This window comes from Epibacterium sp. ABZ3_068 (genome assembly GCF_056159265.1).
Genome location: NZ_JBSWUV010000001.1, coordinates 3,855,514 through 3,872,583, shown reverse-complemented (window position 1 = coordinate 3,872,583; position 17,070 = coordinate 3,855,514). Strand labels below are relative to the sequence as shown.

Here is a 17,070-nt window from a genome sequence, read left to right as displayed (position 1 = left end):
GCTCCAAACGGAATACAGGCAGTTGATGCAATATTATAATATTGAATCAATTATGGCGAAATGCCATAACAGGGCTGCCTGTATGATGCTGGCAAGAAATAGGGGTGATTACTTCACATGGGCCGACCGCGCGCACCACGGCGCAAGCGACTGACGCAGAACCAGCGTTTTGCCATCGTGCGCAAGCGTGCCGAAGGAGTGCCAATCGAGGATCTGGCCCGCGAATTCGGCGTCACGACCCGAAGCATCTTCTACACGTTGAAGGCCGATCAAAGCCGCAAACTCAACGCGCGCGTGCGCTCCGAACTGGTAAATGTCCGGCTGACGCCAAAGGAGCTCGCGAGCTTCGATGCGGTGCTGACGCGGCATGATATCAACAGCCGCGCCGAGGGGCTGCGGCGGCTGATCTATGCGTCGAACGATCTCTTTGTTCCCGACGATGAACTGGCCAATCAGATGCAGGGTCTGTCGGCTTCTCTTAATCGCACCGGCAACAACGTTAATCAGATTGCGCAGCGCCTGAACGAGGCAAAGCGCCAGGGCAAGACGCCGCCCTATGGCAATTCTGCCCATGGCCAGGTGCGCGCTCTGGCCGGGCTGATCTTCGATATCGCCGACCAGGTGCAGGACATGGCGCAGCGCCGCCGCAGCGCGCTGTCTGGCGAAGTAGCCCGCGTTCTGGGAGGCTTCGCCGATGGTCCGGAATAGCGCCGTCGCTGCCGCGCAGGAGGCCTTCTTCGATCGCGACTGGAGCCGCATTCGCGGCAGCGTGCCGCGTACCCGTGCCAAGCAAATGGCCCGCGCCGCCATGGGGCATTCCCCCGCGATCTTCAAAGCCATTCGCGATGGCGGCACACACAACAAATCGCAGCTGCGCAACCAGCTGGAATACCTGACCACCAAGTCGAGCTTCATCATCGACAGCCGTGGCACCTATGACGGCCAAAGCGTCTTGTCCGCGAAAGAGATCGAGCAGGTCACGCGCCGATTTTCAGCGCAGTGGAATGAGGGGTTCCATCCCAAACTGGGGCATACCTCGCACCTCTTGATGGCCTTTCCGATTGGTACGCGCGGTGAGGATGTCGCCGAGATCACGCGCGAGATCTGCGAGCGGTTCTTTCAAGGCGAAGGCAGCCACTTTGACTATATCGCCGCCGTGCATGAGGACCGGGATCACCCGCACGCGCATATCGTTCTGAACCGGCGCAGCAAGGATGGTGAATTTTTCTTTCTGAAAGAAGGGCACCATTTCAACTACGACAGTTTTCGCGAGGCGATGGTGGAGGTGTCCGACCGCTATGGGCTGCGGCTAGAGGCGACCCGAAAGCTTGAGCGAGGCATCACGACGAAGAGGCCAAGCGATGTAGAACAGCGCCGCGCGGAAGACACGGGAAAGCAGCTAACCGAACGCGAGCGCGTAGGGCCAGAACTCGAACGCGCATTGGCTGAGGTGGCGCAGAACGCGCGGCTTTTTCGCGGCCTGGCTGCCGAGGCCTCGCGCGAGAACCAGCATGACATTGCAGCAGCTTTGGAAAAGGCCGCGACTCTCTTGGCGCAGGGCAAACCGATTGAAGCAGATGGAAAGGTATATGGCATGGCCGAAGAACAGCATTCGTTTGATGAGGTCGTGGATGCCTTCCACGACAAGATCAACCAAGCCGAACGCATTGTGGCGGACGCCCCGGTGGAGCGGCGTGCCGCGCTCGAGCATGAGCTGAACGACATTTATCGTTCTTTGTCACATCTGAGCCCAATGGGAACGCAGTCCCACACCTTGCTTGAGGATGCGTCCAAGAGTGGGATTTATTCGGCCGGGAATATTCAGGCTGAGGCCCAAGGTGCCTTGCGAGATCCAACGCTCGCCGAGCGTCTTGAACAGGCTTTGAAAGGCACCGGCATTGTGGTGCAAGAGGTGACGCGTCGCGTTGAAATTGGTGCAGGTAATGCCGCGCTGGAGCGGCAATGGCTTGGACAGGATTTGAAGGCGATTGCCGAGAAGGACGGCTTTGACTTGTCACGCGCTGATGAGCTCGAGAAAGCTATCGACCGTCTTGACCAGGTTCACAGCGATCTGGGCCGTGTGTTGGCCGAGACGCACGTTCTCAAAGACAGTGGGACGATGGAGACCGACCGGCAGGAAGCCATCATCGACCGGCTGCCTCCGACCACTGCTGAAATCCTGAGCCGTATGAGGGACGACCCAACGGCAGATCCATTCCGAAACGAACAGGAACGCGAGACCTTGCGCTCCGAGCTGGAGGAACTGGTCGGTGAAGAAAGCACCCCGGACTTGGCGATCGGCGATGAGACCGCGCTGGAGGAACATATCGAAGACCGCCTGGATCGGCTCTATGCGGCCAAAGCCTATCTGCAGAGCGATGCCGCTCTGGCGAGCAGCGTGGCGATGGAGCACGTCCTCGACGAGATCGCCAATGAAGAAATAGACGCCAAACGCGAGCGGTATGTCGATAGCGATGGCGAAAAGGGCGTGACGCATGGGTAAGGCGCGGATCGCACTCGGCGTCATGAGCTTTGCTCTTCTGGGCGCGGTGCTGGGGTATGTTCTGGCGTCGGCCTGTTTGACGTTCCGCTGGTTCGGGGTTGGGGCGGACATCGATTTCTTGATGCTGGCACGCAGCTATGGGGCTCTTCGAGCGACCAATCCGGCCGATATGAAGATCGTTCACTTGATCATCGGGATCAGCATGGGTGCTGGCGTTTTGCTCAGCGCTGTGTTGATGAACGACGCGCTGACCAAGTTCGGTGAAACCCACTGGCAGCACATGTCTGAGATGAAGCGCAACGGCTTTTTCGGCAAGCCCGGCCACGGCTTTGTCCTCGGCAAAATGGGAAAGCCTAAGAGTCGCAAACCCTTCGTGATGTCCAAGGTATTCCCCCATGCCTTGATCGTCGCCCCGACCGGACGTGGCAAGACCACGGGTTTCGTCATCCCGAACCTGCTTACCTATCAGGGCAGCGCGGTGGTGTTGGACGTTAAGGGCGAAAATTTCGAGGCAACAGCGCGCCACAGGGCAGCGCAGGGCGACCAGGTGTTCCGGTTTGCGCCCACTGATTGGAAGGATGGCCACTCGCACCGGTACAATCCCTTGCTGCGCATATCGGCGCTGGAAAACGTCGACCGTCAGCAGATGGAGCTGCAACTCCTGGCTTCGCTGTTCCTGCAAGCTGATAATGATCGGGTTCAGGGTCTTCTTGATGGCGGCATTGATTTGTTCGTGGCGGCGGGGCTTTTGGCGTTCGAGCGAAAGCGGCCGACCCTGGGCGAGATCTACCGCATCACCGCGTCTGGCGGGGACAAGCAGAAGGAATATCGCCGCCGCGCCGACGAGGTGGTGAATCCAGCCGCCAAGCTGATCTTCATGCGCATGGCCTCGACCAACAACGACACGCTGACCTCTTATCTGTCGCTCTTGATGACGTCCGGCGTTAAGCAGTGGTCAAACCCCGCCATCGACCGTGCGACCGCAACGTCAGACTTCGATTTCCGCGACATCCGAAAGTCGCCGTTTTCGGTTTATCTCGTGGTCGAACCGCTGATGGTAAAACCGCTCGCGCCGTTGATCCGCTTGTTCTTCTCGGATTTGCTGGCATCGCTTCAAGATCATGAACCCGGCAAGGACGAACCCTGGCCGGTGATGATCATGCTCGATGAGTTCAACCGCCTGGGCAAAATGCCGATCGTTCTGGACAGCATTGAAACCCTGCGATCGTACCGAGCCAATCTTGCGATCGTCACACAGACAATCCCGGCACTTGACGAGATCTATGGTGAAAACGCCCGCCGCGCCTTGCAGGGTAACGCGGGCATCAAGCTCTATCTGACGCCCTCGGATGAGAAGACCGTCGAAGAGCTTAGCAAAGCGGTAGGGAAAACCACAAAGCGCGTCGTGACCCGATCACGCTCCGTCGGCCGCAACCCATTTGCCGGGCGCAGCATGTCTGAACGGACCGAAGAAACCGCGCTGCTGCCCGAGGATGAAGCGCGGCGCATGGACCTTGATGACATCGTCTTGGTCGTCGACGCGCAAATGCCCGTGCGCGCCAAGCGGATAAAATACTATGAAGATCGGTTCTTTAAGCAGATCTTCGACAAGCAGAGTGGCGATCTGCCGTATCCTTCCGCCGGAGACCAAATGCGCGGGCTGCAAGGGCAGATCAAAGCGCTGGAGGCGAAGATTGGGGCGCTTGAGTCGTCTAAGGTGGTTTCAGGTAACGGCTCTGGAGGTGGTGGGAAACGGCGCGATGAGATTGAGGATTTGGCCAATGAAGAGCGGGGTCCGGCGTCAGGCGAAAAGCCTAGTTTGGGCGAGTATAAAGCAGGAGCTGCACGGGTGGAGAGATTTATTGAGGAGGCAGCTCGGGGATGAAGGGCGGGAAGCAGACATTTTCTGCAGGTGCGAAACAGTCACTGCCACGCTGATGTGCAGACATTCAGCAAGCCATTGCAGGCGGCTTGGCGATGTGCCACGGTTCAGATACAAGAGTTTACAAATTTTTGAGCACTAAAAAGCATTGAGAACGTTGCACGAAATTCAGTGACATCATTTTTGAAGAACTGGACAACGGACTTTAGCAGCGAATTCACAAACCATAGCAGGGTGAAACCCTGACGCGGAGAATAAGTTATGAGTGAAGCAGTGGGGGATTTCTTTGCGCACGGTACCAGATGGATTCGAGCCGATTTTCACTTACACACACGGGCAGATAAAGAGTTCAAATTTGACGGCGAGAGTGATCGCTTCGTCTCATCCTACGTTGAGGGGTTACAGGCATCGGGCATCGGTCTTGGGGTAATCACCAACCACAACAAATTCGATGTTGGAGAGTTTAAAGCGCTGCGTAAAAAGGCACGCAAAGCAGGCATCGGGCTGCTTCCTGGAGTCGAGTTGTCTGTCAATGATGGCTCGAACGGTGTCCATACTTTGATCGTGTTTTCAGATGAGTGGCTCGAAGGTGGAAACGACTATATCAATCAGTTTCTCGGGGTCGCATTTTCTGGCAAAGTTCCAAGTCAGTATGAGCAGGAGAACGGTCGCAGCAACGATGATCTTCTTGCGACACTGAAGAAGCTCGAAACCTATGGGCGTGATTTCTTCATTACTTTTGCCCACGTGGAGGCCAATAGCGGCCTGTGGAAGGAGATCAGTGGTGGTCGCATGGGTGAGCTTGCAGCTCACCCACTTATTCAAAAATACACTCTCGGTTTTCAAAAAGTCCGAACACACGACAAGGCTGATGCTGTTTGTCGGACAAAAGTTCAAGGCTGGTGGGGGGATCAGTATCCCGCTGAAGTTGAGGGGTCTGATCCCAAGGTGATCGAAGAAATTGGAAAGGGGCGGAAGAGCTATATCAAGGTTGGCGATCTAGGGTTTGATGCCGTCAAGTTTGCTCTTACCGATCACGAGTTTCGGGTTGCCCGTGAAGTGCCTACCGTCGAACACTCTCATATCAACGCTATCCGTTTTGAAGGTGGGCTTTTGGATGGCAAGCGAGTGACGTTCTCACCCCATCTAAACTGCTTGATCGGTATACAAGGCAGCGGAAAATCCTCGATCCTAGAAAGCCTACGCTATGCCCTAGACGTGCCTTTCGGCGATAAAGCCCAAGATCAGGAATACAAAAAGGGCCTTTTGCCTTTCATCTTGAAGAGTGGAGGCAAGATCGTTGTGGAGGCCACAGATCGCCACGGTACGCACTTCGAGATTAGACGCCTTTTCGGTCACGCGCATGAAGTCTACGTTGACGGTGTGCTCCGACCTGGCGTTTCTATCCGTGAAACCATCATCGCTAAGCCTCTCTACTTTGGCCAGAAAGACCTTTCTGCCGCCGGGAAAGGTTTTGGACACGATCTCGTCGAGAAGCTGATGGGTGATAGTTTGAAGGACGTGCGGCAGAAGATTGAGGAGCGCCGCGATCAGCTTGAGCAGGCCATCGAAGCTCTGAAGTCGGTGCATAGCGATGTAGAAGATAAGGAAACACTGGAAGAGGAGCTTAAGGATGTCGAATTTCGCCTAGAGCAATTCGACAAACATGGCGTCAAAGAAAAGCTGGATAAGCAAGTTGCCTTCAGTAGTGATTTGAGCTTCTGCGAGAGCGTCGATGAGATTGCCACAAAATGGCATGGATCGTTGAATGGGTTGGTCACTGAGGCCGAAGAGGAACTGGCCTCGATCGAAGAGCAGAAATCAGACTACAATGCAGAATTCTTCGAGCGATATGTCAAGAAGATCGAGGCGCTAAAGAAAAGCGTTGGCGATGCGCGTGTGATCGTCGGTTCCGTAGAGGCCGCTAGCGCCGAGCTTGTGGAACTCCGAGAAGAATTGTCGGGTGTGAAAGACGGCCTCAAAGAAGAGTTTGCCGAAGTTGAACGTGAGCTGGTTCAGGCTCTCGAGGAGCAGGGCGTAACGTCAATCGAGACTGATGCCTACATCACGCTGACAGATAGAAAGAACGAGCTGGTTTCCGGGATCTCTGATCTTGAGAAGAAGACCGCAAAAGCTCGCACTAGGCATGATGAGGTGCTGACAACACTCGCTTCGTTGAACGAAGCGTGGCACGAAGAATACAAGCTGATCTCGAAAGCCTTAGCGACCATAAATGAATCGCAAGACTCACTTAAAGTTCAGGGCGTCTTTAAGGGTGATAAGGCGGCATATAAGTCTCACATAGACGGTTTGTTCAAGGGGAGCGGTCAGCGCAAGGAAACTTATGATTTACTTGCGAAGAAGTACCCTGACTTTGGAGAGGTCTTTAAAGACCTAGAGGAAGCATCCAAGCACGCAAAGAGTAAGGCGTCTGCGTTCCGGGAGCTTTTCTTGGGCAGCATCAAGGAGCTTCTGACTTTCCAAATTCCTAACAGCTATGATGTGACATATCACGGTCGGCCTCTGCGGTTGCATTCACTTGGTCAGCGCGCCTCGGCGATGATGCTCTTCCTTTTAAGTCAGAAAGGAAATGACCTTTTGCTCATCGACCAGCCCGAGGACGATCTGGATAGCCAGACAGTTTATGAGGAAGTCGTCAAAATTGTCAGAGCCATTAAGCCGAACCGGCAGTTTATCTTTGCAACCCACAATGCCAATTTTCCGGTACTTGGCGATGCGGAGACCATTACAACCTGTAGCGCCACAGATGAAAAAATAGCGGTCACTGTCGGAAACATCGACGACCCAGCCTGTCAAGAGAAGGTCATCAAGATCATGGAAGGCGGTCCTGAGGCGTTCGAACGTCGAAAAACGATCTATCAAATCTGGAAGCCGCCTTCTTAACACTAAGAAAATTGAATAATTTTTGATATGTTTGGTTTGAACGCTCTGTTGCTCGAGAAAGTTCAGAAAGTACCCAGAGAACTAGCGTACCCCATCATGAATTAATAGCAGCTTCGTCAGCGTAGCTGACGACTACAAATCTCCTGATAACGTCATCACGGTGAAAGTCCGGTTTGACGGGCTGCACTGCAGCATTGAGGTAATTGTGTGGATGGCTGCTGTGGGCCGTTCATTCCAACCTCTTTGCCCGTTCAGCAACTCTCTGAACCATCGAAACAGTAGCTCCACCTGCCTGCCTTATCCCAGCTCCGGCGATCTCAGCATTCGATCTCGTGCCAAACCGTGCCCGCGCCCGTGACCCTTTGGTGCCAATCAAGCCCTTTGCGAACCCGCCGGGACCGGGAATGCTCGGCGGTCCGGCCATCATAAAATTGCCCGAGATGGAGCGGACGATCAGCGGGGTAGCGATGATCATGCCGCCTGCGAGGAACATCATCATGAAGAAGGGCACCAGCGCGCCGATGTTACTTGCACCGGATGGATCTCCGAGTTCGGTCATCAGCGAGCGCGACATGCCGACGACGGTGGAAAACACGCCTGCGATCACGAGGGGGTAGAGCGCGTAGGATACCGTGCTGGACAGCCAACGGTGGAAGTAGTCCTTGCTGGAGTCGAACAGCGAAAGCGCGATCATGATGGGGGCGATGCCAATCATGAAGGCCAGCATGATCTTCGCGAAGATCAGGACAAGGCCGCAGAGTGCGCCGATGACGCCCAAGAGGAATGCGCCGATTGCGCCGATCAGGGCACCGGCCATCCAATGCATGTTGTCTCCGGCCGCGTTCAAATAGTCGCCAAATTCTTCGATGAGATCATCGAAGGCCTCGGCAAAGTAGGATGCACCTGCGCCGCCGCCGCCAAGCCCGGCCACCATGCCGCCCGCGAGCTGGTCGAGCCCGTTGATGAGGGCGCTGGCCACCGCGTTGAATTGGACCCAGTTCATCGCAAAGAGGGAGATCAGCATGAGCTTGAGGGCGAACCAGAACGCGGTCCGCCCATCCATGGATTTGTACTGAAACACCATGTTGAGGAAGACGCCGATCACGGCGAGCGTCGAGGCCACGGCAATGACGCCGCCAAGCTGACTGGCGACGTTGCCAAAGGTGGTTTGAGCCGCATCGTCCAGAAAGTTGTCGGTGGTCTCTACCATCCAGGTGACGACGCCCATCGTGTCCTCCTCGGGTTGGCTTTAGGCGCTCGCGCCCGTGCGCCGCTTCAGGAAGGCCTTCAGAATATGTTCGCCGTCAAAATCCGGCACGACCGAGACCAACTCCCAGCCGTCTTGGCCAAGAGCCGTCAGCTGCGCTTCGATCTTCGGTGGCTTTGTCTTGGCAGTGTTGATCTGTTCAATCTTGTATTCAAACATGGGCTGTTTCCTTTGAATGGGCCGGATCAACCGGCAGGTAGAATTCGGTGATGCCGCGCGCGCCCTCATGGCGTCCGGCCTGGATAATCACATCGATCGAGCGAGTGATGTAGTCGTTCATGTCCTGGTAGGTCATGGGCACATCGGTTTTCAGGGCGGCGATGGCGAGACGCTGAGCCGCCAGCTGAGGGGTTTCAGCGTGAAGCGTGGTGAGTGAGCCGCCATGGCCGGTGTTGATCGCCTCGAGAAAGGTCATGGCCTCTTTGCCGCGTACTTCGCCCAGAACAATCCGGTCCGGCCGCATGCGCAGGGTGGAGGTCAGCAGCACATCAGCGCTGCGCGTGGCTTCGTCGCGGTCAGACGTGAGCGTAACGACATTTGGCTGCGTCGGGCGCAGTTCAGCGGCTTCTTCGATTGTGATGATGCGCTCGTCGCCGGGCACGAAGGAAAGGATTTTGCGTGCAGTGACAGTCTTGCCGGTTGAGGTGCCGCCGGACACGATCATGTTGAGCTTGTGCGTGACACAGAACTTGATCGCGGCGTCGATGTTGCCGGTGGCCACGACATCGCGCAGCTCGGCATTGCGCTTGCGTCGTGCGCCCTCGTTGCTGCGCTCTTTTCCGAAGAGATAGGACAGCTTGACCTGGTCCAATGGCAGGTCCGCGAAGAACCGCAGAGAAATCGCATAGCCGCCATCGACAGCAGGGGGCTGGATGACTTGCGCGCGGATGGGGCGGTCACGGTAGGTGATGCTGACCGACACAATCGGCTTGGTCCGGCTGAGCGTGGTGTTCGCGGCGGACGCGATCTGATTGCCCAAGTCCTTGATCTCGTTTTGCGAGAGCTGTCGATTGACGCGCTGCATAAAGTGATCCCCCTGAAACTCCGCCCACAGCGTGCCGTCAGGGTTGATGCAAAGCTCGATCAGCTTGGGGTCACGAACCTCGGAGATCTTGTCCATCGAGCTTTGCAGATAGCTGGCCGCCATGATCAGAAAATCTCCAGATCGCGGTCGACCATCACGGTGACGCGGGCACCCTGATCCACATAGATCACGGGCGAGACGGAGAGATATTCGCCAATCACGCTTTGCGCGCTGTCTTGCAGGTCTTCTCCAATGCCTTCCAGAACATCAGAGGTGATCTCATCTTCGGTGTTTTGAGCTGCAAGTGCAGGCAAGGCTCCGATCAGAGATATCAGGGCGGCGGACCCGAACCGCGTGCCAAAGCGGCTTTCGACAAAACCGGTCGTGCCGGAGCGTCCCAGTTCGTCGCCACCAAAAGCACTGATTTCAACGGTCTGATTGCTGGGCAGAATGATCCGGTCCCAGGCGACCGTCACGCGTTGCTGGGCGATATCGAGACCGGATTGATACCGCCCGATCAGACGCGCGCCGCGTGGGATCAGGATCCGCGAGCCGTCATATGCGTGGACATCTTCCGATACCATCGCGCGGACCTGACCAGCGAGCGAGCTGTCGATTGCGGTCTCAAGTACGGCCTGGATCATCGTGCCCTGAACAACCGTGTTTGACGGGTTCACGATCACTTGGGCCTGTGTCACCTCAGCAGGTTCAGCGCCATTGCGGACAAAGTCTGTTTCGCCATCCAGCCTTCGCTGCTGCGCGGCGGTTTCACCGCCGCCTCCGGTGCCGCCAAAGGCGATGATGGGGCTGGCGATACGGGCCTGCAGCTCCTCAAGCTCAGCTTGCCGCCGCCGCTCGAGCTCCTGAAGACGCAGCTCCTCAGCCGTGGGGCCTGTTGGTGCGGGCGTGCGCGGGGTTTCTAGGCGTGCAAGTTCCAGATCGTTCTGCAGTCGCTGGATTTGACGGGCGCGTTCTTCCAACTCTTCGCGCAAAGCAGCTTGTGTTGCTGCTGCCTCGCTGCGCAGGGCATCGATTTCTGCGCTCAGGCCATCGAGCGCTTCTGTGTCGACGGAAGGAGCCTCAGGTGCAGGTGCGTTGCGCAGGGCTTCAAGCTCTTCCCGCATAGCGCCCATTTGGGCGCGCAGCTCTTCTGTGTCGCTGGCCGGTTCCGGCTCCGGCAGTGGGGATGTGTCAATCGGTGCAGGCGTGGGCTCGAGCGCACCAAAGCCCGGTCCCGCCGCTTGGAACTCATCTGGAGAGGCGGTTTCCAGGCTGTCGGGTTCAGAGCTGCCAGAGAACAGCAGCATGAGACTACCAAGGGCCGCGATTGCCGCAATGCCCAGGGCGATCGTAACAACAGACGGACGTGCCTTCGAGTTTTGTGGTTTACCTTCAAGCACTTCGAGGCGCTTCTTGAGCTCAGCTGTTTCACTCATTCTGGCTTGCCTCGCTCATCTCTTGGACGCAGATCTCGCCCTCTCCGAGCCTGAGCACCCATCGATCGCTGACACCTGACACGCGGATCACGCCATCTGGCCGAGCGAGCGCATTCACGCTGCGCTCGTTGCCACCGGACCAGCGAAAGATCGCGGGCAGCGGCGCGTTTGCGGCAAAGCGGAAATAGGTGAAGGTGCCGTCGTCCCAAATCTCGCGCGGCGTGATCTCGGATCGCGCGCTGACGCCATAGGCGTGGTTTGCGGGCGCGTTCGCTGCGACACGCGATTGCCTAGGGGCCGCCTCAGGATAGGTGAAGCGGATGACGTAAAACGTCGGCGAGCTCGCCTCGGTCACATTGAAATAGTAACTGCGCCGGTTGGTATAGACGGTGATGTTGGTATGCGCGCCGCGCGAGACTGGCTTGATCGCAAAGGCCTGGCCTCCGGGCACGCCGTCCAAAAGGAAGCCCTCGGTATCGCCCGCAATGATCGAGCGGATGGTCTCGCCTTGGCCGAACTCAATGCTGGTCACGTGGGTCAGGCTGGTGCGGATGCGGTAGACTTGTCCATCCTGGTAGGTCGCCAGCCTGACGCGGGCATCATAGGGCCCCTGGCGCGGCTGAGTTTCGGCGAAAGCCGTGCCAGCAAGCGGAACCAGGAAGACGAGGATCAGTAACAAGCGGCGCATGGGTTACTCCAGACGATCCGAGCGGATCGCGTATTCGGTGACGGTGAAGCCAAAGGGGTTCTGCCAGACATCGTCGATCGACCGGCTATCCTCCGGCCGAAACTCAAACATCAGCGTTGCGGTGAAGAGCCCGTTTTGACTGCCGCGTGGCGAGTTAAGCCGCTTGCGCAGGCGCACCTGGGCACGATTGGCGCTGATATGAGTGATCGAGAGCACCTCGACCTCAAGCCGGGCATCTGTGCCGTAGCTGTCCGGCGGATAGGCCTCATGGCCACTTGTCCAAAGCGCGCGCAGCCCTGCAGCGGCCGCGCCGTCCGACTGGTCCAGGACCCGCCGCACCCGCACGTCATTGTCGAGCTGATCGTATGTCTCTCGATCAATGACATAGCGGTAGACCTGTGCCTCGATGATAGCGGGGCGTTCCGTGAGTGAGACCGCTTCAACCACGGCATTGGGGAGGGCCATGCCGGTTTCGCTATCAAAGGGCACGATCATGGGCGGCGGGTCCACGTCGAACAGGGCAACAAGGGCAGCTGCGAGGCAACCTGCCATGCCAAACGCCATGCCTGTCAGCCCCAGTTTCTGCCACATGAGCTCGCGTCGTCGTGCGCCGTAGACGAGCTCTTCTTCGATGATTTCTGCCTCGCTGTTCATGGGTCAGTCCGCGCGCAGGTCTGGCAGGGTGAAGTCCATGTAGCGGCGCTCTTCGGCCAGCGTGGCGGCATCCGCCACGCCAGATTGGCCAGCGCCGACGGTTTGAATGGCTTCGAGCTCCCACATGCGCGTCATGGCGATGGCCAGCTCGGCCGTGACGCGGGTGTTATGATCGACTGCTTCCTTGAGCGTTTCCATGTCCGGGATCAGTGAGACCAGCTGCTCGACGCGTTCGAGAGATTGCGCGGCCTCTTCATAGCTGTTTTCTGCCGCCGCTGACATAACGGCCCCGGCGCCTGCTTGGCTGGCAATGCGTTCCGCCCCCGGATTGCCGCTGCTGGCCATTTCAGAGAGGGTATCTTGGTCAAAACCTGCGTCCTCCAGGGCTTGCGTCATACGGCCTTCCATCTGAGGGGCCGCGTTGCCGATCAGGCCGCTGAAGTCGCCGTTTTGGATCTGCCGGATGGTGCCAAGAAGATCGCCGAATTCCTGATCGAGAAGCCCGTCGAGATCACCACCCATGGCCATCTCGATGATATCCGTCGCGCCGGTCAGGGCTGCGTAGGTCTCGTTGAGCGTGTCGAGTTGCTGTTGAACCAGGTCGAGTTGTTCGAGAAGCGTGTCGAGCTGGTCGGTCTGGATCCCGAAATCCTCCAGCATCTGCTGCAACTGGCGAATTTCCTGGGCGATGTTGCGGGTGTCGACCGTGGGGACACCTTGGGCAAATAGGGGTGAGGTAACCAACAGCGCGCAAGTGGCAACGGTCGTAAGAAAGCGGATCATCGGAGGGCCTCCAGATCGAATTGCATGAAGTCTTGTTCGCGGGCCTGCGCGGCCACCATGGCCAGCTCTGCCGCGCTGAGCGGGCGGGTATGAACGGCCTTGAGGCGCGTGCGGATCGCGATCAGGCGAGCGAGCTCGGCCCGAGCGTAGGTGTTGAGAGACATGGCCGCGTGAAAGTCGTCGGTTTCACCAATGCGGGTGATGATGTCCTGCACGCGCAGGGCGGCCGCTTGCACCGAGACCAGTGAGTAGTCGCCATAGACACCTGCGCCGAAGGAGGTCAGGCTCAATGTGGAGTTGGCGAGCAAAACCGGATCAATGGTGCCAAGCGCGTCGACGCCGCCCACGCGGGCAAGGTAGAGATTGTAGCGCTCGGGGATCACCTGAACGTAGTGCTGGGTTTCGGCAAAGGGCGGCACGCCGTTGTAGCGCTGCACGTTGCCGGGACCGGCATTGTAGGCGGCGAGCCCGTGTATGATGTTGCCGTCAAACATGGCCAGCATCTGCGCCAGATAGCGTGCGCCGCCCGTGACCTGGATGTAGGGGTTCTCGTAGTAGGCCGGATAAATCCCGAGATCCTGAGCCGTGCCGGGCATGATCTGGGTCAGACCGAACGCGCCGACAGGGGAGCGCGCGCCGATGGTGAAACGGCTTTCTTGCCAGATCAGCGCCTGCAACAGGCAGCGCCATTGCTTGGGCGAAAGGCCCGCCGTACGCACGCCCGACATGTGGTGCGTTTCCTGCGCGGCGCGAATGATCAGCTCTTCAATCGAGCCCGAGGCATCGCCGAACATCTGTGCCGCGCCGGGGTTTGGGTCGATCGGACCGTAGAGCGTCTCTGCGGCGCTCTCAGGCGATGAACCAGCTTCCAGGCTTGTGACCAGTGCGCCTGAGTTCCCACTGGCCAACGTTGTGGCATTGAGGATGTCTTCCAGTGCCTGCAGTTGTTCTTGTTCGAGCGCTTCAAGCTCTTCTTCTTTGGACAGCCGGTCCCGTTGCAGCACCAGATCCTGCTCGCCCTGTTGCAACACGCGCTCGCGCTGCAAGAACATGCCCGCATCGAAGGTCGGCACGCCTTGGGCATAGGCCATTGGCGCGGCGAACCACACCAAGCCCGCAAAGATATGCAGGCAGTGCCTACTCACCGAGACCACCAATCGGCCCAAGCAGCTCGAAATTACAGTTGCTGCGGCTGACTTCGGCAAAGGAGTTGAAGCATTCAGCTTCTGACGGCCGGTATTCCGCGCAGGCTGTCAGGGTCAAAAGGGTGAGGGTCAGCACGCAAAGTCTACGCATCAATCTGTCTCCAAAAATCGGGGTTTTGGCGGTAATCCGCGCCGACCAGCGCCTCGCCTTTTTCCATACCGCCAAGGATCGTGAGGTATGGGCCAAGGGCGCTCAGATCGGCATCGATCACGACCGAGCCTTGATCGTCACGCACCAGCGCCAAACGGGAGTTGCTGCCGGTGCTGAGCAAAACACTGAGCTCTTTCTCCGAAAGGCCCAGCATGGTGTAATCGCTTGCCGAGGCACGAATGTTGGGGAGCAGGAGCTGCGTCGGCACAGCCTCGACAATCGTCTTGCCGGTGCGGGTTTTCTCAAGCTGGCTTGCGTATTGGGTCATCATGACAACGACGGCGTTCTGTTTGCGCGCCGTGACCAGCCAGTTACTGAGCCGATCCGCGAAATACGGGTTATCCAGCGCCTTCCAGGCCTCATCGATGATGATCAGCGTCGGTTTGCGGTCCTCGATCACGCGCTCCACCCGCCGAAACAGGTATGACAGGACAGCCATGCGTTCCTTCTCGCTTTCGCTGTCGAGAATGCCGGTCAGGTCGAACCCCACGACCACACCATCGAGCGAAAATGTGTCGTCAGCGCTTTGCCCGAAGATCCAGCCGTAGCGGCCATCAGCTGTCCATTCCTGTATCCGTTCGAACAGATCCCCTTCATCTGCCCCCGCCACAAAGAGGGAGGCCAAATCCTGCCAGTTGCGCAGGGCGGCATCGCTCGCTCCGGCGTTCTGGCGTACCACTTCCTGAATGCGGTTGATCTGGACCGGGCTCAGGGGCTTGTCGGCGCGATGCAGCAGCGTGGCCAGCCAATCGGAAAGCCAGGCTTGCCCGCGCCCGTCGATTTCCGTGCGGAGCGGGTTGAGACCTGTGGCTTCACCCGCCTTGATGGCGCTGTAACGCCCGCCATTGGCCCGCACGGCCATTTCCATGCCAGCGCGATAGTCAAAGACAAAGACGCGTGCGTCGCAGCGACGGGCTTGGGTCATGAGAAAGGCTGACAAGACCGACTTGCCGGAACCAGGACGACCGAGGATCAAGGTATGCCCGCCGGTCGGTTCTTTGTCTGGCTGACCCGTCTCGTGGTAATTGAACAGGAAACCCGAGCGTTCAGGCGTTGGAAACAGGGTGATCGGTTTGCCCCAAGGCACTTTGTGGCCAGGTTTGCCCAGTTGACCGCGATGCAGTGCTGCGAGGTCGGCAAAGTTCGTGTTCGTGATGGCGGCCTTGCGGCTGCGCATTTGCCCATTGCCCGGATGCTGCGCGAAATAATGTGTGCGCGCCGCGAAGCTTTCGTTCACCAGATTGACGCCTTCACTGGCAGCTATATTGCGGACCTCGGCGGCGATTGCTTCCAGCTTTTCCTCGGTCTCGGCGAAAACCGTGACCGTCATATGATGATCACCAAAGCTGAGCCGCTTGGATTCCAGATCGTCGAGCGCGTCGACCAGTTCTTCTGCGAGAGAAATCGCACCATCATCACTGGCCTTCATCAGACGCTGTTGGCGCTTGATTCGGCTGGCCATGATGTTGCTATTGATAGGCGTAAAGGAATGCGTGACCACCATGTCGACAGGCAAGTTCAGCTCATCAAACATGGTGCAGTTGGTTTTGGCGGGATAGGTCTTGATCGCAAAACTGGTGCCAAACCGCTTGCCCGCCGTCCCGTCGTCGAGCGCAAAACCTCGCCCCTGAAACGTGACGCGGGTGTTGGCTATATCTTCGGCAATGACGCTAAAGCGGGATTTTGCGAAGAGCGGCAGTTCCTGGCCGATGTTGAGTGCCCCGAGGAACCCGAGTAGCTCGCCGGATTCAGCCCCAAGAAGGCGCGGGTTCATTTCGGCAAAGGACGACAGCAGAAACCCAACGACCTCCTCGAGCTTGCGCAGCTGCTTGGCTGTCTGGTCTTTCATCTGTGCGATTGAGTCTGAACGTTTCAGGCGCAGCCGCGCGCCGAGGGGCGGACGTTTCAGCACCGTGAGTGTGAGCGTCTTGTCCCGAAGGCCCGCCTGCGCTATGGCCGCTTGCCAGCGGTTGTCTAGCGTCTGGGCAAACCCCTCATTGGACACTGGTGGCAAGGCGGTCTCGATCGCTTTTGAAACCTTGTGGACGTAGAAACTGTACTCTGGCCCAATCTGCGCGATGATCGCCGCGAAGAGCGCGTGGATCTTCTCCAAATGCGCGTCATCGCTAGTCATGCTGTTGACGCCTTCAAGGCGGATACACTGGAACAGGGCATTGCCGCGCGTGCGGATCGTCACATCATTCACGAGGCTGACATAGGGCAGCATGCAGGCCATGGGCCGCTCTTTACCTGCCCAGTCTGGCAGCGTTGCAAGATCATCCGAGGGGTCATGGAGCATAGCTGTCCCCCGAATGGATCTTGCGGTTCGGGGTGGGCGGCGTTTCCTGGAGGGCGGTGACCATCACTTCAAGAAAGGCCGGATCCCAATCCGCTGCTTTCCACAGCGCGGGATAGGCCAGAGCGGCGATAATGATCACCGGCCAGCTCTGGACCCAAAGAAATAGCAACACAAATCCGAAGAGCCAGACCATGGCGTACATGATCGGCAAGCCGATGAGCTTCGGTGGCCGGATCAGGCCCAGGAAGAGGCGGGTTTGCGTTGCCATACCGAA

15 protein-coding genes are annotated in these 17,070 nt (G+C 58.0%); 4 read left to right on the top strand and 11 right to left on the bottom strand.

The genetic code is table 11. The features are described from left to right. Positions 1 to 117: 117 nt before the first annotated feature. The 4 genes from ACXAEW_RS18700 to ACXAEW_RS18685 all read left to right on the top strand — a co-directional run bounded on the left by ACXAEW_RS18700 (position 118) and on the right by ACXAEW_RS18685 (position 7,289). Positions 118 to 708 carry a hypothetical protein gene (locus ACXAEW_RS18700; protein ID WP_474942767.1) on the top strand — a complete coding sequence of 197 codons (591 nt, stop codon included), beginning with the start codon at positions 118 to 120 and terminating at the stop codon, positions 706 to 708. Beyond that, positions 695 to 2,503 carry a relaxase/mobilization nuclease domain-containing protein gene (locus tag ACXAEW_RS18695; protein ID WP_474942766.1) on the top strand — a complete coding sequence of 603 codons (1,809 nt, stop codon included), beginning with the start codon at positions 695 to 697 and terminating at the stop codon, positions 2,501 to 2,503. Before ACXAEW_RS18700 ends, ACXAEW_RS18695 begins: the two co-directional genes overlap by 14 nt. After that, positions 2,496 to 4,388 (top strand): type IV secretory system conjugative DNA transfer family protein, encoded by a 1,893-nt coding sequence (locus tag ACXAEW_RS18690; protein WP_474942765.1) that lies wholly within the window; start codon positions 2,496 to 2,498, stop codon positions 4,386 to 4,388. The genes ACXAEW_RS18695 and ACXAEW_RS18690 overlap by 8 nt, the downstream gene beginning before the upstream one ends. 258 nt (positions 4,389 to 4,646) lie before the next feature. After that, complete coding sequence (locus ACXAEW_RS18685) at positions 4,647 to 7,289, top strand: TrlF family AAA-like ATPase (RefSeq protein ID WP_474942764.1); 2,643 nt, start codon at positions 4,647 to 4,649, stop codon at positions 7,287 to 7,289. Positions 7,290 to 7,518: 229 nt separating this feature from the next. On the opposite strand, the gene ACXAEW_RS18680 is transcribed toward ACXAEW_RS18685, so the two are convergent. The 11 genes from ACXAEW_RS18680 to ACXAEW_RS18630 are packed head-to-tail and all read right to left on the bottom strand — an operon-like array spanning position 7,519 to position 17,064. Next, complete coding sequence (locus tag ACXAEW_RS18680) at positions 7,519 to 8,517, bottom strand: TrbL/VirB6 family protein (RefSeq protein ID WP_474942763.1); 999 nt, start codon at positions 8,515 to 8,517, stop codon at positions 7,519 to 7,521. Positions 8,518 to 8,538: 21 nt separating this feature from the next. Then, positions 8,539 to 8,715 carry a DUF4177 domain-containing protein gene (locus tag ACXAEW_RS18675; protein WP_257600370.1) on the bottom strand — a complete coding sequence of 59 codons (177 nt, stop codon included), beginning with the start codon at positions 8,713 to 8,715 and terminating at the stop codon, positions 8,539 to 8,541. Beyond that, positions 8,708 to 9,703, bottom strand: a complete 996-nt coding sequence (locus ACXAEW_RS18670) for an ATPase, T2SS/T4P/T4SS family (RefSeq protein WP_474942762.1) — start codon at positions 9,701 to 9,703, stop codon at positions 8,708 to 8,710. Before ACXAEW_RS18670 ends, ACXAEW_RS18675 begins: the two co-directional genes overlap by 8 nt. Positions 9,704 to 9,705: 2 nt before the next feature. Then, entirely contained in the window at positions 9,706 to 11,016 is a 1,311-nt protein-coding gene (locus ACXAEW_RS18665; RefSeq protein WP_474942761.1) for a TraB/TrbI/VirB10 family type IV secretion system protein, read from the bottom strand. Next, a complete protein-coding gene (locus ACXAEW_RS18660) occupies positions 11,009 to 11,704 on the bottom strand; it encodes a TrbG/VirB9 family P-type conjugative transfer protein (RefSeq protein WP_474942760.1) in 696 nt (231 codons plus the stop codon). Before ACXAEW_RS18660 ends, ACXAEW_RS18665 begins: the two co-directional genes overlap by 8 nt. A 3-nt stretch (positions 11,705 to 11,707) precedes the next feature. Then, positions 11,708 to 12,358: a VirB8 family type IV secretion system protein gene (locus tag ACXAEW_RS18655; protein ID WP_474942759.1), complete on the bottom strand. Its 651-nt coding sequence runs from the start codon at positions 12,356 to 12,358 to the stop codon at positions 11,708 to 11,710. A 3-nt stretch (positions 12,359 to 12,361) separates the two neighbouring features. Further along, positions 12,362 to 13,141, bottom strand: a complete 780-nt coding sequence (locus tag ACXAEW_RS18650) for a type IV secretion system protein (RefSeq protein WP_474942758.1) — start codon at positions 13,139 to 13,141, stop codon at positions 12,362 to 12,364. After that, positions 13,138 to 14,232: a lytic transglycosylase domain-containing protein gene (locus tag ACXAEW_RS18645; protein ID WP_474942757.1), complete on the bottom strand. Its 1,095-nt coding sequence runs from the start codon at positions 14,230 to 14,232 to the stop codon at positions 13,138 to 13,140. Before ACXAEW_RS18645 ends, ACXAEW_RS18650 begins: the two co-directional genes overlap by 4 nt. Before the next feature lie 46 nt (positions 14,233 to 14,278). Further along, complete coding sequence (locus tag ACXAEW_RS18640) at positions 14,279 to 14,437, bottom strand: hypothetical protein (protein WP_024096575.1); 159 nt, start codon at positions 14,435 to 14,437, stop codon at positions 14,279 to 14,281. Continuing rightward, complete coding sequence (locus ACXAEW_RS18635; protein WP_474942756.1) at positions 14,430 to 16,796, bottom strand: VirB4 family type IV secretion/conjugal transfer ATPase; 2,367 nt, start codon at positions 16,794 to 16,796, stop codon at positions 14,430 to 14,432. The genes ACXAEW_RS18640 and ACXAEW_RS18635 overlap by 8 nt, the downstream gene beginning before the upstream one ends. Continuing rightward, positions 16,786 to 17,064, bottom strand: a complete 279-nt coding sequence (locus tag ACXAEW_RS18630) for a VirB3 family type IV secretion system protein (RefSeq protein ID WP_024096577.1) — start codon at positions 17,062 to 17,064, stop codon at positions 16,786 to 16,788. Before ACXAEW_RS18630 ends, ACXAEW_RS18635 begins: the two co-directional genes overlap by 11 nt. Between the last annotated feature and the right edge of the window lie 6 nt (positions 17,065 to 17,070).